Origin of the sequence: Streptomyces sp. NPDC006487 (genome assembly GCF_042870555.1) — a bacterium.
Classification (GTDB): domain Bacteria; phylum Actinomycetota; class Actinomycetes; order Streptomycetales; family Streptomycetaceae; genus Streptomyces.
Genome location: NZ_JBIAHN010000010.1, coordinates 334,977 through 356,812 on the forward strand (window position 1 = coordinate 334,977; position 21,836 = coordinate 356,812).

General features: G+C 71.6%; 22 protein-coding genes. 11 read left to right on the forward strand and 11 right to left on the reverse strand.

All coding sequences use genetic code 11. The features are described from left to right. The first annotated feature begins 46 nt into the window (after window positions 1–46). Window positions 47–838 carry a carbohydrate ABC transporter permease gene (locus tag ACFYM0_RS19785; RefSeq protein ID WP_388503053.1) on the forward strand — a complete coding sequence of 264 codons (792 nt, stop codon included), beginning with the start codon at window positions 47–49 and terminating at the stop codon, window positions 836–838. A 6-nt stretch (window positions 839–844) separates the two neighbouring features. Next, on the forward strand, window positions 845–2,335 hold the full coding sequence (locus ACFYM0_RS19790; RefSeq protein WP_388502968.1) for a glycoside hydrolase family 3 protein: 1,491 nt from the start codon (window positions 845–847) through the stop codon (window positions 2,333–2,335). A gap of 154 nt (window positions 2,336–2,489) precedes the next feature. Here the strand turns inward: ACFYM0_RS19790 and nagB are convergent, their stop codons facing one another. After that, the gene (gene nagB / locus ACFYM0_RS19795; protein ID WP_388502970.1) at window positions 2,490–3,275 is read right to left on the reverse strand and encodes a glucosamine-6-phosphate deaminase; all 786 of its coding nucleotides are present in this window, start codon (window positions 3,273–3,275) and stop codon (window positions 2,490–2,492) included. A gap of 349 nt (window positions 3,276–3,624) precedes the next feature. Here nagB and ACFYM0_RS19800 point away from each other — a divergent pair, with 349 nt between their 5' ends. Both ACFYM0_RS19800 and ACFYM0_RS19805 read left to right on the forward strand, forming a co-directional pair. Next, window positions 3,625–4,218, forward strand: a complete 594-nt coding sequence (locus tag ACFYM0_RS19800; protein WP_388502973.1) for a TetR/AcrR family transcriptional regulator — start codon at window positions 3,625–3,627, stop codon at window positions 4,216–4,218. A 367-nt stretch (window positions 4,219–4,585) separates the two neighbouring features. Further along, entirely contained in the window at window positions 4,586–6,055 is a 1,470-nt protein-coding gene (locus tag ACFYM0_RS19805; protein ID WP_388503055.1) for a sensor histidine kinase, read from the forward strand. A 159-nt stretch (window positions 6,056–6,214) separates the two neighbouring features. Here ACFYM0_RS19805 and ACFYM0_RS19810 read toward each other — a convergent pair whose 3' ends face one another. Beyond that, entirely contained in the window at window positions 6,215–6,472 is a 258-nt protein-coding gene (locus tag ACFYM0_RS19810; protein ID WP_004937597.1) for a WhiB family transcriptional regulator, read from the reverse strand. A gap of 332 nt (window positions 6,473–6,804) precedes the next feature. Further along, entirely contained in the window at window positions 6,805–7,770 is a 966-nt protein-coding gene (locus ACFYM0_RS19815) for a diacylglycerol kinase family protein (protein WP_327254890.1), read from the reverse strand. 85 nt (window positions 7,771–7,855) lie between these two features. Between ACFYM0_RS19815 and ACFYM0_RS19820 the strand changes: the two genes are divergently transcribed. Continuing rightward, window positions 7,856–8,290: a hypothetical protein gene (locus tag ACFYM0_RS19820; RefSeq protein ID WP_388502976.1), complete on the forward strand. Its 435-nt coding sequence runs from the start codon at window positions 7,856–7,858 to the stop codon at window positions 8,288–8,290. Between the two features lie 18 nt (window positions 8,291–8,308). Here the strand turns inward: ACFYM0_RS19820 and ACFYM0_RS19825 are convergent, their stop codons facing one another. The 3 genes from ACFYM0_RS19825 to ACFYM0_RS19835 all read right to left on the reverse strand — a co-directional run bounded on the left by ACFYM0_RS19825 (window position 8,309) and on the right by ACFYM0_RS19835 (window position 10,289). Continuing rightward, on the reverse strand, window positions 8,309–9,382 hold the full coding sequence (locus tag ACFYM0_RS19825; RefSeq protein WP_388502978.1) for an RNA polymerase sigma factor SigF: 1,074 nt from the start codon (window positions 9,380–9,382) through the stop codon (window positions 8,309–8,311). Next, a complete protein-coding gene (locus tag ACFYM0_RS19830) occupies window positions 9,379–9,792 on the reverse strand; it encodes an anti-sigma regulatory factor (protein WP_214949331.1) in 414 nt (137 codons plus the stop codon). Before ACFYM0_RS19830 ends, ACFYM0_RS19825 begins: the two co-directional genes overlap by 4 nt. Window positions 9,793–10,028: 236 nt before the next feature. After that, window positions 10,029–10,289, reverse strand: a complete 261-nt coding sequence (locus ACFYM0_RS19835) for a UBP-type zinc finger domain-containing protein (protein WP_388502980.1) — start codon at window positions 10,287–10,289, stop codon at window positions 10,029–10,031. Between the two features lie 63 nt (window positions 10,290–10,352). On the opposite strand from ACFYM0_RS19835, the gene ACFYM0_RS19840 reads away from it, so the two are divergent. Continuing rightward, entirely contained in the window at window positions 10,353–11,930 is a 1,578-nt protein-coding gene (locus ACFYM0_RS19840) for a Na+/H+ antiporter (RefSeq protein ID WP_388502983.1), read from the forward strand. Window positions 11,931–11,976: 46 nt separating this feature from the next. Here ACFYM0_RS19840 and ACFYM0_RS19845 read toward each other — a convergent pair whose 3' ends face one another. From ACFYM0_RS19845 to ACFYM0_RS19860, 4 genes are all read right to left on the reverse strand, one after another. Further along, a complete protein-coding gene (locus ACFYM0_RS19845; RefSeq protein WP_388502986.1) occupies window positions 11,977–12,879 on the reverse strand; it encodes a 1-aminocyclopropane-1-carboxylate deaminase/D-cysteine desulfhydrase in 903 nt (300 codons plus the stop codon). A 75-nt stretch (window positions 12,880–12,954) separates the two neighbouring features. Continuing rightward, on the reverse strand, window positions 12,955–13,545 hold the full coding sequence (locus ACFYM0_RS19850) for an N-acetylmuramoyl-L-alanine amidase (protein WP_388502988.1): 591 nt from the start codon (window positions 13,543–13,545) through the stop codon (window positions 12,955–12,957). A gap of 92 nt (window positions 13,546–13,637) precedes the next feature. Then, the gene (locus ACFYM0_RS19855) at window positions 13,638–14,834 is read right to left on the reverse strand and encodes a globin domain-containing protein (protein ID WP_388502991.1); all 1,197 of its coding nucleotides are present in this window, start codon (window positions 14,832–14,834) and stop codon (window positions 13,638–13,640) included. Between the two features lie 166 nt (window positions 14,835–15,000). Then, window positions 15,001–15,453, reverse strand: coding sequence for an RrF2 family transcriptional regulator (locus ACFYM0_RS19860; RefSeq protein WP_388502993.1), 453 nt, complete (start codon window positions 15,451–15,453; stop codon window positions 15,001–15,003). A gap of 225 nt (window positions 15,454–15,678) precedes the next feature. Here ACFYM0_RS19860 and ACFYM0_RS19865 point away from each other — a divergent pair, with 225 nt between their 5' ends. From ACFYM0_RS19865 to ACFYM0_RS19880, 4 genes are all read left to right on the forward strand, one after another. After that, the gene (locus tag ACFYM0_RS19865; protein WP_388502996.1) at window positions 15,679–17,085 is read left to right on the forward strand and encodes a family 2B encapsulin nanocompartment shell protein; all 1,407 of its coding nucleotides are present in this window, start codon (window positions 15,679–15,681) and stop codon (window positions 17,083–17,085) included. Window positions 17,086–17,151: 66 nt separating this feature from the next. Then, window positions 17,152–18,207 (forward strand): family 2 encapsulin nanocompartment cargo protein polyprenyl transferase, encoded by a 1,056-nt coding sequence (locus ACFYM0_RS19870; RefSeq protein ID WP_388502998.1) that lies wholly within the window; start codon window positions 17,152–17,154, stop codon window positions 18,205–18,207. 185 nt (window positions 18,208–18,392) lie between these two features. Continuing rightward, on the forward strand, window positions 18,393–18,992 hold the full coding sequence (locus ACFYM0_RS19875; protein ID WP_388503001.1) for a GNAT family N-acetyltransferase: 600 nt from the start codon (window positions 18,393–18,395) through the stop codon (window positions 18,990–18,992). Window positions 18,993–19,094: 102 nt separating this feature from the next. Then, complete coding sequence (locus tag ACFYM0_RS19880; protein WP_388503003.1) at window positions 19,095–19,679, forward strand: dihydrofolate reductase family protein; 585 nt, start codon at window positions 19,095–19,097, stop codon at window positions 19,677–19,679. Between the two features lie 236 nt (window positions 19,680–19,915). Here ACFYM0_RS19880 and snpA read toward each other — a convergent pair whose 3' ends face one another. Next, window positions 19,916–20,575 (reverse strand): snapalysin, encoded by a 660-nt coding sequence (snpA, locus tag ACFYM0_RS19885; protein ID WP_388503006.1) that lies wholly within the window; start codon window positions 20,573–20,575, stop codon window positions 19,916–19,918. 206 nt (window positions 20,576–20,781) lie between these two features. Here snpA and ACFYM0_RS19890 point away from each other — a divergent pair, with 206 nt between their 5' ends. Next, window positions 20,782–21,726: a LysR family transcriptional regulator gene (locus ACFYM0_RS19890; protein WP_388503009.1), complete on the forward strand. Its 945-nt coding sequence runs from the start codon at window positions 20,782–20,784 to the stop codon at window positions 21,724–21,726. Window positions 21,727–21,836: the final 110 nt, after the last annotated feature.

Genomic DNA, 21,836 nt, shown 5'->3' on the forward strand with positions numbered 1-21,836 from the left:
GCAGCGCAACCGCCGGCCGGTCCGTCCCGGTGCCGTCGCCAAGAACATCGGCGCCCTGCTCCTGGCCGTCCTCTTCGTCTTCCCCGTCTACTGGATGTTCTCCTCGGCGCTCAAGCCGTCCAGCGAGATCCTCTCCAAGGACCCCGTCTTCGTCTTCACCCCGACGCTGGACAACTTCACCAAGGCCACCGGCGTCGACCTGTTCTGGACCTACGTCACGAACAGCCTGATCGTCACCGTCGGCGCCGTCGCGCTGGCCCTGCTCGTCGCCCTCGCCGCGAGCTTCGCCATCGCCCGGATGAAGTTCAAGGGCCGCAAGGGCCTCGTGCTCGCCGTGATGCTGGCCCAGATGGCGCCCTGGGAGGTCATGGTCATCGCGATGTACATGATCGTCCGCGATGCCGAGATGCTGAACAACCTCGGCGTGCTGACCGCGATCTACTTCGTGATGGTCCTCCCCTTCACCATCTGGACCCTGCGCGGCTTCATCGCCGCGGTCCCGGTGACCCTGGAGGAGGCGGCCCAGATCGACGGCTGCACCCGCGGGCAGGCCTTCCGCAAGGTGATCTTCCCGCTGCTGGCCCCCGGCCTGATGTCCACCTCGCTCTTCGGCTTCATCACGGCCTGGAACGAGTTCGCGATGGTCCTGATCCTGCACAAGGACAAGACCGCGCAGACCCTGCCGCTGTGGCTGACCCAGTTCCAGACGGCCTTCGGCAACGACTGGGGCGCCACCATGGCCGCTTCCTCGCTCTTCGCGGTCCCGGTGCTGCTCATCTTCGTCTTCCTCCAGCGCAAGGCCGTCGGCGGCATGACCGCCGGCGCCGTGAAGGGATAACGGCCCATGACTGTCCTTGCGCACCGCACAGACACCCTGACCCGGGACGCGCTCGCGGTCCTCCAGCCCGGCTTCGAGGGCACCACCGCCCCCGCCTGGCTGCTGCGCCAGGTCGCCGAAGGACTCACCGCCGTCGGCCTCTTCGGCCGCAACATCACCTCGCCCGACCAGCTCGCCGCGCTGACCGCGCAGCTGCGTACCGAGCGGGACGACGTCCTCGTCGCCATCGACGAGGAGGGCGGCGACGTCACCCGCCTGGAGGTCCGGGGCGGCTCGTCCTTCCCCGGCAACCTGGCGCTCGGCGCCGTGGACGACGTGGACCTGACCCGCGACGTCGCCCGCGAACTGGGCCGCCGGCTCGCCGAGTGCGGGGTCAACCTCAACTGGGCCCCGTCCGCCGACGTGAACTCCAACCCGGACAACCCGGTCATCGGCGTACGGTCCTTCGGCGCCGACACCCACCTCGCCGCGCGGCACACCGCCGCGTACGTCGAGGGCCTCCAGGCCGCCGGCGTCGCCGCCTGCACCAAGCACTTCCCGGGCCACGGCGACACCAACGTCGACTCGCACCACGCGCTGCCGCGCATCGACGTGGACCTCGAGACCCTGACCGCGCGGGAACTCGTTCCGTTCCGGGCCGCCATCGAGGCCGGCACCAAGGCCGTCATGAGCGCCCACATCCTGGTGCCCGCCCTGGACCCGACCCGCCCGGCCACCCTCAGCCCGCAGATCCTGACCGGTCTGCTGCGCAAGGAGCTCGGCTACGAGGGCCTCATCGTCACCGACGGCATGGAGATGAAGGCCATCGCCGGGACGTACGGCATCGAGCGCGGCTCGGTGCTGGCCATCGCGGCCGGCGCCGACGCCATCTGCGTCGGCGGCGGGCTCGCCGACGAGGGCACCGTGCTGCGCCTGCGCGACGCGCTGGTCGCGGCCGTCCGCGAGGGATCGCTCCCGGAGGAGCGGCTCGCCGAGGCCGCCGCCCGGGTCCGCTCGCTGGCCGAGTGGACCCGTCAGGTCCGTCAGGGCGCGCGGCCGGAGGGGAGCAGCGCGCCCGGCATCGGACTGGCGGCGGCCCGCCGCGCGGTGGTCGTGACGGGCTCGCCGAAGGCGGCCTCCCCGGTGAACGCCCCGTACATCGCCACGCTCACCCCGGTGGCGAACTTCGCGGTCGGCGACGAGACCCCGTGGGGGGTGGCCGGGGAAGTGTCCGCGCTGATCCCGGGCACCGAGTCGGGCGTGTACCCGGAGGGGTCGACGGCCGACGGCATCCTGGCCGCCGCGGGGAACCGCACCGTCGTCGCGGTGGTCCGCGACGCGCACCGGCACCCCTGGATGACCGAGGCCCTGGACGCGCTCGTCGCGGCGCGGCCGAAGACGATCGTGGTCGAGATGGGCGTGCCGCGGGCCGAGCCGCGCGGCGCGCTGCACATCGCGACGCACGGCGCAGCCCGGGTCTGCGGGCGGGCCGCCGCGGAGGTCATCGCGGGCGTGTAGCCGAAGGCAGGGACCGGAGCCGGGCACCCGTCACGGGGGTGCCCGGCTCCGCCGCGTCCGGCCCGCCGGGTGCGCGGACACGGCGAAGGCCGGGTCCTCCCCCTGGGGAGGACCCGGCCTTCGCCGTACCTGACGGGTCTACGTTCCTACGGGCTTACAGACCCTGCCAAGCGGGCTTGTTGGCGTAGGTGTGGCGGAAGTAGTCCGCAAGCTTCAGCTTGGACGCGGCGGCCTCGTCCACGATCACCGTGGCGTGGCGGTGCAGCTGGAGCGCGGAGGCCGGGACGAGGGCGGACAGCGGGCCCTCGACGGTCTGCGCGACCGCCTCGGCCTTGCCCTCGCCGGTGGCCAGCAGGACCAGGTGGCGGGCGTCGAGGATGGTGCCGATGCCCTGGGTGATGACGTGGTGAGGCACCTGCTCTATGTCGTTGTCGAAGAAGCGCGCGTTGTCCACGCGGGTCTGCTCCGTCAGCGTCTTGATGCGGGTGCGGGAGGCGAGGGAGGAGCAGGGCTCGTTGAAGCCGATGTGCCCGTCCGTACCGATGCCGAGCAGCTGGAGGTCGACGCCGCCGGCCTCCGCGAGGGCGCGGTCGTAGGCGTCACAGGCGCCGACGATGTCCGCGGCCGAGCCGTCGGGGCCCATGAAGGAGGCCTCGGACAGGCCCAGCGGCTCCACGACCTCGCGCAGGACGACGGCGCGGTAGGACTCCGGGTGCCCGGCCGGCAGGCCGACGTACTCGTCGAGCTGGCAGACGCGGGCCTGGGAGGCGTCGACCAGTCCGGCCTTGACCTTGGCGGCGAGCGCCTCGTAGATGGGCAGCGGGGTAGAGCCGGTCGCCACGCCGAGCAGGGCGTCGGGCTTGCGGCGGACCAGGGCGGCCATGGCCTCCGCGATGAGCTCGCCGCCTGCCTTGGCGTCCGGGACGATGACAACTTCCACGCGGGGCCTGCCGATCTGGAGTGTGTGACGTTGTGGTATAGACCAATCTAGCAGAGGCGGGGCCCCGTTGCCGGGTCTTCGCACATTCCATGGTGGGCCGGATCCGCCGCTCCGGCCTCCCGGGCCCGCGACCCGGTGCGAGTGCGGGGAGGCCGGGCGGGCAGCGGCGTCCGCGACCCCCCTGAAGCCGCCCGGAGGGCCCCGCGCCGCCCTCGGGGCCGGACCTCCGCCCCCTGCCGCGGAGTCGCGGCCCCCGGCCGCCCCGGCGGCTCCCACGGGCTCTCCGGCCGCCACCGCGTCACGGCGGGGACCCATTCGATTTCGTAGCGCCCGCTATAGAATGCGTTCCATGGTGACCGGACAGCGCGGCAGGCCCCGCTCCTTCGACCGTGAGGCGGCGCTCGACAAGGCGATGTTCGCCTTCTGGGAGCGCGGCTACGAGGCGACGTCGATCTCCGACCTGACGGCCTCGCTCGGAATCAGCGCCCCGAGCCTCTACGCGGCGTTCGGCGACAAGCGCAAGCTCTTCGACGAGGCCGTGGTGGCCTACGGCGGCCGCTACGGGGACTTCGGGGCCGTGGCCCTCGCCGAGGAGCCCACCGCCCGCGGGGCGCTGGGCCGGATCCTGCGCGAGGCGGCGGAGGTCTACACCGACGCCGCCCACCCGCCGGGCTGCATGGTGATCAGCGCGGCGGTCAACACCACCTCGGAGGAGGTGGCGCAGGCGCTGCGCGCACGGCGCGAGGCGAACCTGGTGGCGTTCGAGAGCCGGATCCGGGCCGGTGTGGCCGCGGGAGAACTGCCGGGCGGCACGGACACCCGGGCGCTGGCGCGCTACGTCGGAGCGGTGCTGCAGGGGATGTCCCAGCAGTCGCGCGACGGCGCGGGGCGACAGGAGCTGGAGGCGGTGGCGGAGCTCGCCATGGGGGCCTGGCCGCAGTAGGGGCCGCCCTCCGGGCGGTGCACGTTCCTCTGGGCCACGGTGCCGAACGGGACCCTCAGCCCGCCCGGCACCGTAGCCCGGAGTACTTACGGCCGACGGGTGTGCGGTGCCCGGCGGCCGGTGGGAGGTGACGCGCGGTCAGGGCAGAGCGCGCGGCTTACCTCGATCCGTCCTCCTGTGCGGGGAGGGCGGAAGCTTTGATGCAATTGTGGACTAGACCAATCTGTTCTGTCCATCCAATGACGGAACCCTGGTTCCCGTCACTTCCTCCAACCCTACGCGGAACCGGGGTCTCCTGGATACTCCGGAGAATCGCGCTGAGGAAAGTCATGGCCCGTACCCGGGGTACGCTCGCCACGTGCCCTCCATGAACGACCTCGTACGCCAGCACACCGCTCTCAGTGAAACCGACCTGGAGTGGCTCCACCTGCTGGTCTCGGAGTGGCAGCTGCTCTCCGACCTCTCCTTCGCCGACCTCGTGCTGTGGGTTCCCACCCTCGACGGCAGCCGGTACGTCTCGGTCGCGCAGATGCGCCCGAACACCGGCCCCACCTCGTACCAGGACGACATGGTCGGCCACCTGGTCCCGCGCGGCCGCCGCCCGCTGCTCGACGCCGCGCTCGACGAGGGCCGCATCGTGCGCGAGGGCGACCCGGAGTGGCGCGAGGAGGTGCCGGTCCGCGTCGAGTCGATCCCCGTGCGCCGCGAGGGCCGGGTCCTCGGAGTGATCGCACGCAATACCAACCTGCTCACTGTGCGTACACCGAGCCGGCTGGAGCTCACCTACCTCCAGTCCGCCTCCGACCTGGCCCAGATGATCGCGGCGGGCTCCTTCCCTTTCCCCGGCCAGCAGGTCGACATGGACGCCTCCCCGCGCGTCGGCGACGGCCTGATCCGGCTCGACGCCGAGGGCGTGGTGACGTACGCGTCCCCGAACGCGCTCTCCGCCTACCACCGGCTCGGGCTCGCCTCCGACCTGGTCGGCCAGCACCTGGGCACCATCACCTCCGAACTCGCCCCCTCCCGGGGCCCGGTGGACGAGGCCCTGGTCAAACTCGCCAGCGGCTGGGCCCCCCGCGAGACCGAGGCCGAAGGCAGCGGCGGGGTCATCCAGCTGCGGGCCATCCCGCTCAAGCCCAAGGGCACCCGGATCGGCTCGCTCGTCCTGTGCCGCGACGTCACGGAACTGCGCCGTCGCGAACGTGAATTGATCACCAAGGACGCGACCATCCGGGAGATCCACCACCGGGTCAAGAACAACCTCCAGACCGTGGCCGCGCTCTTGCGCCTGCAGGCCCGTCGCATGGATTCGCCGCAAGGGCGCGAGGCGCTGAACGAAGCCGTCCGCCGGGTCGGTTCGATCGCGATCGTGCACGAGACGCTTTCTCAGAACCTTGACGAGCGGGTCGAGTTCGACGAGATCGCCGACCGCGTGATCGCGATGGTCTCCGAGATCTCCCCGGGCAAGGTCGACTGCCGGCGCACCGGCCGCTTCGGGATCCTGGACGCGGAGGTCGCCACCCCGCTGTCCATGGTGCTGACGGAGATCCTCCAGAACGCCCTGGAGCACGCCTTCACCCAGGGCGAGGGCGGCACCGTGGAGGTGTCCGCGGCCCGCTCCGGCAGCGGCCGCGACGATGCCCGGCTGCTGATCTCGGTGGTCGACGACGGCTGCGGTCTGCCCGAGGGGTTCGACCCGCAGCGGGCCGGCAACCTCGGGCTGCAGATCGTACGGACCCTGGTGGAGGGCGAACTCGGCGGCAGCTTCGACATGGTGGCGTCCGAGCCGCGCGGCACCAAGGTCGTCCTCGACATACCGGCCAGCCCGCAGAAGTAGCGCACGCGCCGGTCACTCAGGGTGACGCCCTGGGTTGCGTACAGGGGCCGGACAGCACTGAACCCCGTACCGAATGGTTTTCGGTACGGGGTTCGAGAGCACGTTGCTGAGCGCTTATATGGGTACTACGCGCTGCGGCTCGAGGCTCGAAAGTCGATGTCAGGCGGTTGCGTTGCGCGCCCGATTGCGAGCGGCGCGGCGCTTCATTGCGCGGCGCTCGTCCTCGCTGAGACCGCCCCAGACACCGGAGTCCTGACCGGACTCGAGCGCCCACTGCAGGCACTGCTCCATGACGGGGCAACGGCGGCAGACGGCCTTGGCTTCCTCGATCTGCAGCAGCGCAGGACCGGTGTTGCCGATGGGGAAGAAGAGTTCCGGGTCTTCCTCGCGGCAAACGGCGTTGTGACGCCAGTCCATGGCTGCTCCATCTCCTTGTATTGCGGGCAGGTTGCTTGTGAATGTGAACGCTTTCACGAATCCCTTCGTGAGGGAAGGGAGACCGCCCAGTTTGGGGAAAAACTCGCCCTGGGCTGCCGGAGATTCGTGGAGGGGTTCTGGCGGTCTGTGTGGGTGCCGGGTTCTGCGGGCTGTCCCGATCGCCATGTAGAGATTCGCAAACCTCGGACGGGGATACAACCCCTTCCGGAAAGTTTTTTTTGATTCGTCGGTGTCTACTAGGTCACAGCCCTACTTCCTAGGGGTGGACCGGCGTGTAAACGTTCGAGTGAAAGGCCTTTCGGCCCTTCCGCTCACACAATCACACGCAGTGCACGGCGTACGCCTGTGAACCGAACGCTGGTGCGCAGCCCGAGGTGGTCGCCGTCCATCTGGAACGGAAGCGGCGCCTTCGAATGCAAGGTGAAGTCGGTCAGATCGTGCAGAGACACCGCGTGCTTGCCGTGCGGACCGCGCTCAGGAGTCGAGGTCAGGAGCTGTGTCGCGTAGCGGGCGACCGCCGGAGTTGACAAACGGTCCAGTGCCAGCACGTCAAGCGCGGTGTCGAAGGACGCCTCCGGTGAGGCGTAAAGCGGCCGGTTGCCCAGGTATGTCCAGGGTGACGTGTTGCACACTATCGACAGCACGAGGTCCGTCACCGGATCCGCGCCGGGCCGCTCCAGCGTCACCGTGCCGTGCCGGCGGTTGGGCTCCTCCCAGAACTGGCGCATCAGCTGTCGCACGTACAGGGCATGGGTCGAACGCTTGCCCCGTTCCCGCTGCTGTTCGACGCGGCCCACCACACCCGCGTCGAAGCCGAAGCCCGCGCAGAAGGTGAACCAACGCGCCGGGACCGACTCGTCCTCCGTACCAGGGGTGCCGGCCGCGAGCCCCAGGCCGACCGTCCGCTCGCGCCGCTCCCGCAGCGCGTCCAGCAGGGCGCCGGTCGCCTCGACCGCGTCGTTGGGCAGGCCGAGCGCGCGGGCGAAGACATTGGTGGAGCCGCCGGGGACCACCGCGAGCCCGGGCAGCCGGTCCGGATCGGGTCCCTCGTGCAGCAGTCCGTTGACCACTTCGTTGACGGTGCCGTCACCGCCCAGGGCCACCACCAGGTCCACGCCTGTCTCGGCCGCCCTGCGGCCCAGGTCCCGGGCGTGGCCGCGGTACTCGGTGGTGACCGCCTCCAGCTTCATCTCGCTGGCGAGCGCGTGGGTCAGGACGTCGCGCGTGCGCGCACTGGTCGTCGTCGCTGCTGGGTTGGCCACGAGGAGTGCACGCATGGGCGTCAGCCTACCGACCCCTTCCGGCGCCGCCCATACTGGCCGTCCCCTCCGGGTGCGGGAGGGGCGCGGCTACCCTGCTGGGGTGAGTACGAAGCCCACCCCCACCGAGTCCGCCGTCCCCGCCCCGCGACCCCGCAGGCTGACCGCGGCCGCCGCGCTCACCGCGCTGGAGGGGCTGGCCCTGGCCGGACCCGGCGTCGCCGATCTGTACATGGGCACCGCCGGGGGCGCCGACCCCGTGCAGGCCTTGACCGGCGGGATCACCCTGCTCGTCCTGGCCGCGCTGCCGCTGGTCGCGGCGCGCGGGCTGCTCCTGGGCCGTCGCTGGAGCCGCGGCCCGGCGCTGATCACCCAGCTGATGTCGCTGCCGGTCGCCTGGATGCTGTGGACCGCGGAAGGGGCGATGAAGGCCGCCGCCGTGGTGCTGGCCCTGGCCGCGGTGGCCGTCACGGGTCTCCTGGTGAACCCGAAGGCCACCGAAGCGCTGGGCATCGGGCCCGCGGAGCAGGCCCGATAACCCGTACGACCGGCGTTCCTACTCCTCGACCAGGAGCTTTTCGCGGAGCTGGGCCAGGGTGCGGGCCAGCAGCCGGGAGACGTGCATCTGGGAGATGCCGACCTCCTGGGCGATCTGCGACTGGGTCATGTTGCCGAAGAACCGCAGCAGCAGGATCCGCTTCTCCCTCGGCGGCAGTCCTTCGAGCAGCGGCTTGAGCGACTCGCGGTACTCGACGCCCTCCAGGGCCTCGTCCTCCGAGCCCAGGGTGTCCGCGACCGCCGGCGACTCGTCGTCGGTGTCAGGGACGTCCAGCGAGAGCGTGCTGTAGGCGTTGGCCGATTCCAGCCCCTCCAGCACCTCCTCCTCGGAGATCCCCAGCCGTTCGGCCAGTTCGTGCACCGTGGGGGAGCGGCCGTGCTGCTGGGACAATTCCGCAGTCGCCGTGGTCAGCGAGAGCCGCAGCTCCTGCAGGCGCCTGGGGACCCGTACGGCCCAGCCCTTGTCGCGGAAGTGGCGCTTGATCTCGCCGACCACCGTGGGCGTGGCGTACGTGGAGAACTCGACCCCGCGGTCCGGGTCGAAGCGGTCCACCGACTTGATCAGGCCGATGGTGGCGACCTGGGTCAGGTCGTCCAGCGGCTCGCCGCGGTTGCGGAAGCGCCGGGCCAGGTGCTCGACCAGCGGCAGGTGCATCCGTACGAGCCGGTTGCGCAGCTCCGCCTTCTCCGGCGAGCCGTCGGGCAGCTCCCGGAGCTCGATGAACAGGGCCCGCGCGCCGCTGCGGTCACGCGGATCCGGCAGGGGCGCCGGGGCCGTGAACACCGGAGCCCGAAGGGCCTCGGTGGTGTCCGCCCCGGGTGGTGCGTCCGCGGCCGGGGCCGCCGGCGGGGCCGTGGCAGCGGCCCCCGGTGGCTGGACCGGCAGTGTTTGGTCGTGCTGGTTCTCGCTCACAGGGCCCGCCCGTCGCTCCGCCGAGTCCAAAAAGCCGTTTTCCGCATCCGTGTCAGCCGGGTGCGGCCGGGCGTGCTGCTGCTCCGGAATGCCGCCGTCGACCTCGTGTCCTACCCGGGGCCGATCCCCGCCCCGCACCGGGACCTCCCCGCCGCTCACGCCGGGCCTGGTCCCGCGCCGCGCTGTTTGTAGAGGCTGATGCTCACCGTCTTGTTCTCCTCGACCGTGGCCTCGACCTTCCCGGCGAGCGCCGAGAGGACCGTCCACGCGAACGTGTCGCGCTCCGGTGCCCGGCCGTCGGTGGTCGGGGCGGAGACGGTCACCTCCAGCGAATCGTCGACCAGCCGGAAGACGCAGCTGAGGACGGAGCCGGGCACGGCCTGCTGGAGCAGGATCGCGCAGGCCTCGTCCACCGCGATGCGGAGGTCCTCGATCTCGTCGAGGGTGAAGTCCAAACGTGCCGCGAGGCCGGCCGTGGCCGTCCGCAGCACAGACAGGTAGGCACCCGCAGCGGGCAGCCGGACTTCCACGAAGTCCTGGGTCCCGGGCTCGCCTGCGATCTGGGACACCCTCACCTCCAAGGTGGTACGAGCTCTGTTCGCCGGTGACGCTATCGCGATCCGGGCGATCGTGTCGCGGCACCCCTGTCGGAGGGTGCAGAACCCCTTTGAACAAAGCTGCACATAGCTGGCCTGAGGGCCGTGCCTGCGACCAGTGACTGATGGTAAGCCCATGGGGACGCACAGTGGCTAGGGGTCTGCGGGTCCAAATCAGGGGAACCGGCGGAGGGTTGACCTACCCCACTTCAGACGATCGAACCGTCGACAAAGCACCATCGCCAGGTCTCGCCCGGTTCGAAGCTGCGCATCACCGGATGTCCGGTCTCCCGGTGGTGCGCCGTGGCGTGCCGGTGGGGCGAGGAATCGCAGCAGCCGACGTGCCCGCATCCCAGGCACAGGCGGAGCTGTACGGGATGGCTGCCGAGCTCAAGACATTCGGGGCATGTCTGGGCAAGCGGGACCGGCTCGGGGCGCGGCAGTTCGGGAACGTGGGTGCACTCGCTCATGATGGCCAGCGTACTGAGGTGCGGGCGCCCGGGATGACATGACTCAAGCGAGGGTGATCTTCGATGGAGGTATTGCCGCTGGTGGCGCTGGTCGCCGGCTGTGCGGTCGTCGCGGGCCTGGCCCGCCGCACCCCGGTGCCCGCACCCCTGATGCTGGTCGCCGCCGGACTGGCGGCGGCCTACGTTCCGGGGGTGCCCGAGTACGGCCTGGACCCGCACATCGTGCTGCCCCTGCTGCTCCCGCCGCTGCTCTACACGGCCGCGGTGGACAGCTCGTACCTGGACCTGCGGGCGAACCTGCGGCCCGTGGCACTGCTCTCGGTGGGGTACGTGCTCTTCGCGACCGTCGCCGTCGGGTACGCGGCGTACCTGCTGGTGCCGGGGCTCTCGCTGCCGGTGGCGCTGGTGCTTGGGGCGGTCATCGCCCCGCCCGACGCGGTCGCGGCGACGGCCATCGCCCGCAAGCTCGGGCTGCCGAACCGGATCACGACCATCCTCCAGGGTGAGTCCCTGGTCAACGACGCCACCGCGATCACCGCGTTCAAGGTCGCGCTGGCGGCGGCGGTCGGGGCGAGCGCCGGCTGGATGGACGGGATCCAGGAGTTCCTGCTGGCCTCGGTGGGCGGGGTCGCGGTCGGCCTGCTGCTGATGGTCCCGATCCACGTCCTGCGCAAGAAGATGCGCGAACCGCTCCTGCAGAACACCCTGTCGCTGCTGATCCCCTTCGTGGCCTACGCGGCGGCCGAACGGGTCCACGCGTCCGGGGTGCTGGCGGTCGTGGTGGTCGCGCTGTACCTGGGGCACCGCAACTGGCAGGTCGACTTCGCGACCCGGCTCCAGGAGGAGGCGGTCTGGAAGATGGTCGCCTTCATCCTCGAATCGGTGGTCTTCGCGCTGATCGGGCTCCAGCTGCCGGTGGTGCTGAAGGGGCTGGGGGAGTACGAGGGCGCGGCCGCGGCCGGCTACGCGGTGGTCGTGTTCCTCGTCGTGGTGGCGGCCCGCTTCGCGTGGGTCTTCCCGGCGACGTTCCTGCCGAGGCTCTCGCAGCGGGTCCGGGCGCGCGAGCCGGAGACGACGTGGAAGGCTCCGGTCATCGTGGGGTGGGCCGGCATGCGGGGCGTGGTCTCGCTGGCCATCGCCTTCTCGGTGCCGGTCGGCGTGCCGCACCGGAACCTGATCCTCTTCCTGACCTTCACCACCGTGATCGGCACGCTGGTGGTCCAGGGCCTGACCCTGCCGCCGCTGATCCGGCTGCTGCGGCTGCCGCCCAAGGACACCCACGCCGAGACCCTGGCGGAGGCCCAGGCCCAGAGCGAGGCCTCGCGGGCGGCGGAGGACCGCCTGACGGAGCTCCTCGCCTCCCCCTCGAACGCCCTCCCGAACCCGCTCGCGGACCGGCTGCGCACGGTGCTGGAGCGGCGGCGCAACGCCGTGTGGGAGCGGCTGGGGGAGGTCAACGCGGTGACGGGGGAGTCCGCGGACGACGTCTACCGCCGCCTGGCCGGGGAGATGATCGCGGCGGAACGCGAGGTCTTCGTCTCCCTGCGCGACGCCCGCCGCATCGACGACGAAATGCTCCGGGCCCTGCTGCGCCGCCTGGACCTGGAGGAGGCGGCGGCGTACCGGGAGGAAGCGGGCTGATGCCCGGCGGCGCGGGCTCCCGGCTCCCGGCTCCCGGCTCCCGGGTCTACGGGCGGCCCGTGACGACCGCCGCCAGGGTCGTGCCCCGGGGGAAGGTGCCCGCGCGGGTCAGGGCGAGAAGGGCCCAGAGGAGCTTCGCCACGTAGATCCGCTCCACCGGCAGGCCGTGGCGGGACTCGAAGTCCGCCGCGAACCGCGCCAGCTCGGCGGGGACGCGGGCGTACCCGCCGTGGGCGTAGCCCTCGGCCAGCGACCAGTCGCCCGCCGGGCCGCCGAACGCGGCCGTCTGGAGGGAACGTATCTCCGCCTCCAGGAAGCCGCCCCCGACCACCGGCACCCCCAGCGCCCGCTGTCCCGCGCCGAGTCCCGCCGCCAGCCCGGCCAGGGTGCCCCCGGTCCCGCAGGCCACGGCGGCCACGTCGCAGGCACCGCTCAGTTCGCGGCCCAGCTCGGCGCAGCCGTGCAGCGCGAGCGCGTTGCTGCCGCCCTCGGGGATCACGTAGGCCTCCCGCGCGCCCGCCAGCGCGGGCAGCCCGGCCTTGTCCCGGTAGGCCGACCGGGTGACGAAGTGCAGTCGCATGCCGTCCGCCGCGCACCGGGCCAGCGAATCGTTCAGCGGCCGCCCCGCGAGCTCGTCCCCCCGTACGATCCCCACGGTCGCCAGCCCCAGCAGCCGGCCGGCCGCGGCGGTGGCCCGGAGGTGGTTGGAGTAGGCCCCGCCGAAGGTCACGAGCTCCGGGTATCCGCCCGCGACGGCGGCCCGCAGGTTCGGCGCGAGCTTGCGCCACTTGTTGCCGGGCAGCTCCGGATGGACCAGATCGTCCCGCTTGAGCAGCAGCCGCACCCCGTGGGCGGCGAACCGCTCGTCGCGGACCTCCAGCAACGGCGAGGCCGGCCGGGGCCGCAGGACCGGATCGGGGTCGGGGTCGGGGGCGACTGAACGTTCCACCCGCCCATTGTGTGCCGCACCCGCCCGTTCCGTCGCACGTCAGAGCGGGCCCGGCCCGGGCGGCCGTACCGGCGGCTACTTGAGGCGTTCCGTGATGCGGTCGCGCATCGAGGCCATCGTGAAGCCCTTCGGGTCGATCTTGCCCGGGCGCCATTCGAGGTGGCCGACGACCGAGCGGGCGGTCCAGCCGTGGGCGCGGCACAGGGCGGCCGACGCGCGGGCCATGGCGTCGAGTTGGGTGGCCGGCCAGGGGTCCTCGCCGTCGCCGAGGTTCTCGCACTCGAAGCCGTAGAAGTGGCGGTTGCCGTCGGTGTTCGCGTGCTGGTCGGGCGGGAGGCGCTTCTCGGCGATCACCGCCGCCAGGACGTCGGAGTCGCCCGCGCCCGCGTGGTTGGCGCGGCCGTGGCCGACCAGGTGGACGCGCCCGTCCTTGGTGATCACGCCGTGGCAGAGCGGGCCGGGGAGGTCGGGGTGGCCGTCGCGGCAGAGCCGGACGGTGTACGGGGTCCCGTGCGTGACGGTGTGGTGGAGCATCACCCCGTGCACGGGGCCCCAGGGGCCCTTGTGGTTGCGGTTGTGGGTGCGCCAGTCGCCGACTTCGACGACCGTCAGGCCCTCGGCCCGCAGGGCGCTCAGGAACCGGACCGCGGACAGGGGTGCGGACATGACCGCCTCCTTGGCTGTGAGTAGCCGAATGGTTACTCAACGTTTAGTGGAGGCGGTCGTTCCGTCGCAAGGGCGCGCACCCGGCGCACGGCTCACGCGGAGGCGAGCCACAGGTCGGGGCCGAAGACCTCGTAGTGGATGTGCGCGGGGGCCACGCCCTTGGCGATGAGCTGTTCGCGTGCGGCGCGCATGAAGGGGAGGGGCCCGCAGAGGTAGGCCTTGGTGCCGGGGGCGACGGGGACGGCGGTGAGGTCGAGGCGGCCCTGGCGGTCGCCGGGTTCGGCGTCGGCTTCGTACCAGAAGTGCGCGGAGGCGTCGGGCAGCTTGTGGGTCAGGGCGCGGTGGTCGGCGCGCAGGGCGTGGTCGGCGGGGGAGCGGTCGGCGTGCAGGACGGTGACCGGGGCCGTGTGGGCGGTGTCGGCGAGGTGTTCCAGCATGGAGAGCATCGGGGTGCAGCCGATGCCGGCGGAGGCCAGGATCACGGGCGCGTCGGAGTCCTGGAGGACGAGGTCGCCGTACGGAGTCGAGACGCGCAGGGCGTCGCCGGTGCGGACGTGGGCGTGGAGGTGGTGGGAGACCTCGCCGTCGGGGCCGGAGGCGGCCGGGCCGTGGACGCGCTTGACGGTGATCGAGCGGACCGGGGAGCCGGGGGCGCTGGAGAGGCTGTACTGGCGGATCTGGCGGGCGCCGTCGGGGAGTTCGACCTGGACGGAGACGTACTGGCCGGGCTTGAAGCCGGGTGCGGGCGCACCGTCGGCCGGGGTGAGGTGGAAGGTGGCGCAGTCGGCGGTCTCCTCGACGCGGGCGGCGACCGTCCAGTCGCGCCAGACGTCTCCGGCGAGGACCTGCTGCTCGGCGTAGAGGCGCTCCTCGATGGCGATGAGGGCGTTGGCCATGAGCCAGTAGACCTCGTCCCAGGCCTCGGCGACCTCGGGGGTGACGGCCTCGCCGAGGATCTCCGCGATCGCCTCGAAGAGGTGCTTGTGGACGACGGGGTACTGCTCGCGGGTGACGCCGAGGGAGGCGTGCTTGTGGGCGATGCGGTTCAGCATCACGTCGGGGCGGGCTTCGGGGTGCTCGACCAGGTGGGTGGCGAAGGCGGCTATGGAGCCGGCGAGGGCCTGCTTCTGGAGGCCGGCGTTCTGGTTGCCGCGGTTGAAGAGGTCGCGGATCAGTTCGGGGTGGGCCGCGAAGAGCTTCCCGTAGAAGAGCTCCGTGATGTCGCCGATGGCCGCGCCGACGGCGGGCAGGGTGGCTCGTACGGTCGCGGTCGACTTCTCGGAAAGCATCGGTGACTCCTCGGGTCGGGGTGGATCGCAGAACTGGAATATGAGATGCGCATTTAAGGAGGCGCTGCGGGTGTCCACTGCGGGGCGGACTTGTGTTCGAAGTGGCTGTCAGGGTCAGGCTATGCGGGTCCAGTGCCGGTGCGAACCGGCCATCCGGCCTGCATCGTCAGGGTCTTCCGGCCCCCGGCGAGCCGCCCGAAATGCCCAGCAGGAGCGGACCGGTCGGGGCCGCGACCAGGTCGTTCACCGTCAGCGGGTCCAGGGAGGCGAAGAAGGCCTCCTGGGCCCGGCGCAGCGCCCCGCGCAGCACGCAGGCGGCGCGCAGCGGGCACGGGACGGTGCCGTCGCAGTCGACGACGTCGCCGGCGCCCTCCAGCTCGCGGACCACCCCGCCCACCGAGGCGGCGCGCCCGGCGGCGGTCAGGGTGAGGCCGCCGCCGCGTCCGCGGCGGGCTTCGACCAGACCGAGATGCTGCAGCTTGGCGACCACTTTCGCGGTGTGGGTGTACGGGACCTCCATGGTCGCCGCCACGTCGCGCGTGGTCGGGAGGTCCGCCTCCGCGACGGCCAGGCGCATCAGGACGCGCAGGGCGAGGTCGGTGAATCGGGTCAGCCGCATGGGTCCAGCGTAGAAAACTTGCATCCCGCGTGCAAATTAAAAGAGGGTCATTGTGCGGGATGGCTGAAACGGGTGGGGTCCGAGTGCCTCGTGGGGCGGGAGTTGAACTCAAGAGGGTGCCCAGCCACGAACGGAGTAGTCCCACCCTTTTGTGTAATGGTCCCACCACGGTCCGTACTGAAAGGCTCCGTCCGCAGATTCATGGAGTGATCGAAGGGGAAATTCATGTCGGTCCAGGCAGGTTCCGAATCCGAGACCCAGGCACCGCAGCGCAGTCTGGGCACATCGGCCGCGCGGAACTTGGCAACCACGACCAAGTCCGCGCCCCAGATGCAGGAAATCACCTCGCGGTGGCTCCTGAAGATGCTCCCCTGGGTATCCGTCCAGGGCGGCACGTACCGGGTCAACCGGCGGCTGAGCTACTCGGTCGGCAACGGCATCGTGGAGTTCATCAAGACCGGCACGCAGGTGCAGGTGATTCCGGCGGAGCTGGGGGAGCTCCCCGTGCTGCGCGACTACGACGACCCCGACGCGCTGGCCGAACTCGCCGCGCGCTGCCACCAGATCGACTTCGAGCCGGGCCAGGAGCTCACCTCCTTCGGCAGCCCCGCCGACAAGGTGTTCCTGCTCGCCCACGGTCGCATCGACCAGATCGGCCCCGGCCCCTACGGTGACGACGCCGTCCTGCAGACCGTCGCCGACGGAGCCTTCTTCGGCGAGGACTCCCTCGTCGACGAGGAGGCCATCTGGGAGTACACCGCCCGCGCCGCCACCGCCGGCACCGTGCTCGTCCTCTCCCGCCAGGACTTCCAGATCCTCGCCGACCGGGTCGACTCGCTGCGCGCCCACGTGGACTCCGTACGGTCCCTGCCGGAGCAGCGCACCAACAAGTACGGCGAGGCCGCGATCGACCTCTCCGCCGGCCACCAGGGCGAGGCCGTGCTGCCGGGCACCTTCGTGGACTACGAAGCCCGGCCGCGCGAGTACGAACTCTCCATCGCGCAAACGGTTCTGCGCGTGCACACCCGCGTCGCCGACCTCTACAACCAGCCGATGAACCAGACCGAGCAGCAGCTGCGGCTCACGGTCGAGGCGCTGCGCGAGCGCCAGGAGCACGAGATGCTCAACAACCGCGACTTCGGCCTCCTGCACAACGCCGACTACGACCAGCGCATCCAGTCCCACGACGGCGCGCCCAGCCCCGACGACATGGACCAGCTGCTCAGCATGCGGCGCGGCTCCAAGTTCTTCCTGGCCCACCCCAAGGCCATCGCCGCCTTCGGGCGCGAGTGCAACAAGCGCGGGCTGTACCCGGAGTCGGTGGAGATCGGCGGGCACCGGGTGCCGTCCTGGCGCGGGGTCCCGATGTTCCCGTCCAACAAGATCCCGATCAGCGACGCCCGCACGACCTCCATCCTCTGCATGCGCACCGGTGAGGACGAGTCGGGCGTGATCGGCCTGCACCAGCCCGGGATCCCGGACGAGATCGAACCGAGCACCTCGGTGCGGTTCATGGGGATCAGCGAGCAGGCGATCATCTCGTACCTGGTCACCACCTACTTCTCCGCGGCGGTACTGGTGCCGGACGCGCTCGGCGTCCTGGAGAACGTCGAGATCGCCCGCTGGAGCTGACCCGGCCGGCGCGGGAGCGAGGGCCACGGAGCAGGACGGGACAGGACGGGACGGAGCGCACACGCCATGTCGACCACTGAGGCGATCACCACCAGCGAGGGGCAGGAAGCCGCCGTCCTGCTGGAGCGGACGAGAGAAACGGTCAACCCGGAACTGCGCCGGACCGTGGAGAGCCTGCCCGGCTCGATGCGGCGGGTGGCGATGTACCACTTCGGCTGGGAGCACGAGGACGGCACCCCGGCGGCGGGCAGCGCCGGCAAGGCCATCCGGCCCGCCCTGGTGCTGGCCGCCGCGCAGGCCGTGCGCGGGGACGCGGAGGCGGGGGAGGCCGGGGAGGCCGTGCGGCCGGCCGTGGCCGTGGAGCTGGCGCACAACTTCACGCTGCTGCACGACGACGTCATCGACAAGGACGTGCGCAGGCGCGGCCGGCCGACGGCCTGGACGGTCTTCGGCACCTCGGACGCGATCATCACGGGCGACGCCATGATGGCGCTCGCGCTGCGGCTGCTCGCCGAGGACCCTCATCCGGCCTCGGCGGCCGCCTCGGCGCGGCTCGCCGCCTGCATCGTCGAGCTGTGCGCGGGCCAGCAGGCGGACTGCGCCTTCGAGCAGCGCCGCAGCGTCTCCCTCGACGAGTGCCTGACCATGGCCACGGCCAAGACGGGGGCCCTGCTGGGCACCTCGTGCGCGCTCGGCGCGCTGTACGCGGGGGCAGGCCCGGACGAGGTCGACGCCATGGACGCCTTCGGCCGGGAGGCCGGGCTGGCGTTCCAGCTCATCGACGACCTGATCGGCATCTGGGGGGACCCCGGCCACACCGGAAAGCCCGCCGGAGCCGATCTGCTGGCCCGCAAGAAGTCCCTCCCGGTCGTGGCCGCCCTCACCTCGGGCACCGAGGCGGGGGAGGAGCTGGCCGCGCTGTACGCGGGCGCCATGACCGGGGAGGACGTGGGCAGGGCGGCCGCGGCGGTGGAGCGGGCCGGGGGGCGGGACTGGGCGCAGGCCCACGCGGCCGACCGGATGGGCCGGGCGGTGCAGCAGCTGTCGCGGGCCGTCCCGGACCTCGGGGCGGCGGGCGGACTGCTGGCGCTCGCGGAGTTCGTGACGCGGCGTACGAAGTGACGACGACGTGACGACGGCATGACCACGACCGCGTAGGGGCGAGGGGGGACCTCCGGAGGCCTGTTCCGGCACCGCACGGTGCCGGAACGGGCCTTTCTGCGTCGGTGGGCCAACCCTAGGATCACTCACGGTTGTTGACGCGTGAATGACGTGAATGACGTGAATGAAAGCGAAGGGTGTGACCCATGGGGCTGGAGATACGTCAGGCCGGTCAGCCGGACCGGGACGCCGTGGCGCGGCTGCTCGACGAGGCCTTCCAAAATGATCCGGTGAGCAGCTGGGTTTTCCCGGATCCGGAGCACCGGGCCGCGGTGCACGGGAAGTTCCTGGGCGTGTTCGTCGACGTGGCCCTGGCCGAGGGCCGGATCGACTACGCGGTGGACGGTTCGGCGGCGGCGCTGTGGCTGCGGGTCCCGGCGGGCGATCCGGACGCCGAGCACGTCGAGGACGAGGTCCCGGCGAAGATGCGGGCCGTGGCCGACCCGGACAACGAGCGGTGCGAGCTGGTGGGCCGGCTCACGGGCGCGGTGCACCCGATGGCGGAGGAGCACGAGTACCTGCTGATGATCGCGGTCGCCCCGGGGCGGCAGGGCGAGGGGCGGGGCACGGAGCTGATCCGGCCGGTGCTGGAGCGCTGCGACCTGGAGGGCGTTCCGGCGTACCTGGAGGCGAGCAGCGAGCGCAGCAAGGTGCTGTACGAGCGGCTGGGCTGGCAGTTCACGGGCGAGGCGGTGCGGCTGCCGGACGGGCCGCTCATGTGGCCGATGTGGCGCAAGCCGCAGTGATTCCCGGTCGCAGCACCCGGCCTCCTTGCGATACCACTTCACCTGAAGTACTTTGATCGACGTGCCTCGATGGGGGTGCACTGCCGAACGGAAGAGAATCGCTTGCGCAAGCTCACGTACTTCATCGCCACCTCGGTCGACGGCTTCATCGGAGCCCCGGACGGCGACGCCGATTTCATCTACAGCCACCTCGACGGCGAGTTCATCGACTTCCTCAAGGCCGAGTACCCGGAGACCATCTCCACCCCGGGGCGCGTCCGGCTCGGGATCGAGGACGCCGGACCGAAGCACTTCGACACGGTGCTCATGGGGCGCGGTACGTACGGGCCCGGCCTCGAGCTGGGCCTGACGAGCCCGTACGGGCACATGCGCGAGCAGTACGTGGTCTCGCGCTCGCTCACCACCTCGCCCGACCCGGCGGTGCGGCTGATCGGCGGCGATCTGGTGGCGGAGGTCCGGGAACTGAAGGCCGGGGACGGGCTCGGCATCTGGCTGTGCGGCGGTGCGGACCTCGCGGGGCAGCTGATCGACGAGATCGACGAGTTCGTCGTCAAGACCTACCCGGTCCTCGTCGGCACCGGCATGCCGATGTCGCGCGCCGGGTTCGGGGCGCGCCCCCTGGAGCTGACCGGGGTCGAGACGTTCGGCGGCGGCCAGGTCGTGACCTCGTACGCGGTCAAGCGCTGACCCGCCGAAGCGGCGAAACCGGCCTACCGTGGAGGTATGGCCGGTGAACAGCGGGAACAGCAGGCGCACGGGACGGTCGCCCCGCGGGCCGGGCACGACCAGCAGTCGTGCCCGGCCTGCGGGAGCCCCGTCGACACGATGGTCGGACGGCGCAAATCCCTGGGGATCTTCGTTCCGGCATGGACTCCGGGTCCCTGCAGGAACCCGGAGTGCACGGCGTACGAAGCCGAGGGGGCTTAGCCCTTCGCGTCCAGGCCGGAGGCGACGAGGCCGTTCGCCCACAGCTGGTTGACGCGCGAGCGCTCCGCGGAGTTCGGGTTGGCGTTCTGGCAGGAGGTGCCGGGGCCGCCACCGGACATCAGCTCGCTGCACGGGCCCGAGTAGTGGTCCGGCAGGCCGAGCACGTGACCGGTCTCGTGCGCGGTCACGCGGGTGGAGTTGTACTGCTGGTTCTGCCGGTAGTCCAGGAAGATGTAGCCCTGGCCGTGGCCGTTCGTGCTCGCGTACGAACCGCGCGAGTCGTTGCCCTCGTAGTACGAGAAGTTCCCGCCCGAGGACACCTCCTGCAGTTTGACGTTGACAACCGAGCTGTTCCAGATCTGCGTGGAGCGGGCTATCTGGGTGCGGAAGCTCGGCGCGTTGCGGGTGTTGTAGGTGACGGTCACGGCCGCCAGGCCCGGGGCCGCGGCGCGCTGCTCGGCCACCGAGCGCCGCACGGCCTCGAAGAAGGCGCGGTTGGCGGCCTGGTTCTCCTTCGACTGCTCGTACGCGGCGTACGTGCTCGGGCTGCCGGCGCCGGCCGAGGCCGTGGCGGTCGTGCCCGGGACGACGGCGCCGAGGACGGCGGCGATTCCGAGGCCGACGGCGGACAGAGTGGTCTTGCGGGAGTGGCGCATGTGGGGGACTCCTGCTCATCCGGTGCGGTGGGGGGTCGTTCGGTACCGGAGTCTGGGGGAGCGGGAGTGGCCGGCGGATGATGTCAGCCCCCGATAACGCCGGCCTATCGGGGGGATTTCGGAAGCCCGACTCCCAAGAGAATGGCGGGATTCGAGGGGATACCGGTTACTGGTGCGGTCGGCTAGCCCCGGCCTACTCTCGGGGCATGGAGCTTGAGGTCAGGCACCTGCGCGCCCTGTGCGCCATCGCCGACGCCGGCAGCCTGCACAAGGCCGCCCGGCAGCTCGGCGTGAGCCAGCCCTCCCTGACGACCCAGCTGCGGCGCATCGAACGCGCCTTGGACGGGGAGCTGTTCCTGCGCGAGCGCACCGGATGCCGGCCGACTCCCTTCGGGCGCACCATACTCGGGCGGGCGCGGCCGCTCCTGGCCGAGATGGCGGCCCTCGTCGCGGAGGCGCGGGCGCTGTCCCAGGGGCCCCGGCTGCGGATCGGCTCGACGGCCAGCCGCGCCCTGCCCGGCTGGCTGCGACGGCTGCACCGGCGGCTGCCCGACACCGAGACCGACCTGATGGTCGACGTGTCCGCCAACGCGCTGCTGCGGATGACGGCCGCGGGCCGGCTCGACGTGGCCTTCGTGCACGAGGTGGAGGGCAGCCCGCTGCGGGTGCCTCCCGGGCTGGAGTTACGGGTCCTGATGGAGCGCGAGCCGCAGTTCGTGTCCATGTCCCGGGACCATCCGGCGGCGGCCCGGTCGGTGGTGGAGCTGCGCGACCTCGCCGCCGACCGGTGGACCGTGGACCCGTCGGTGGACGGGGAGTGGGACGGCCTGCGCCGGGTCCTCGCGGGCGCCGGCCTCGACCCGCCCCTGCTGCACGCCGACTACCACACGGCCGCCTCGCTGATCGCATCCGGCGAGGCCGTCGCCCCCTGCCAGCCCACCTCCGGCATGCGCGAGGACATGGCGATCCGGCCGCTCTCGGGCGACCCGCTCGCCGTACGCCTCCTCCTCGCGACCCGCCCCGGGGTGCACGCGCAGGTGTCCGAGGGGGTGTACGAGGACCTCCGCGCGGCCTACCGCGAAGCGGCGCTGGGCACTCCGCCCTACCGCGCCTGGCTGCGCCGCAACGCGAGCCCGCTGCTGGCGGCGTAGGGGGGGGCGACAGGCCCCTAGGTGTGTTGTCCGGACAGGTTGGTGCCGCGGCTGGCGGGTGTTTGGCCTTGGATGCCGGTGTGGGGTCGGTGGTAGTTGTACCAGTGCAG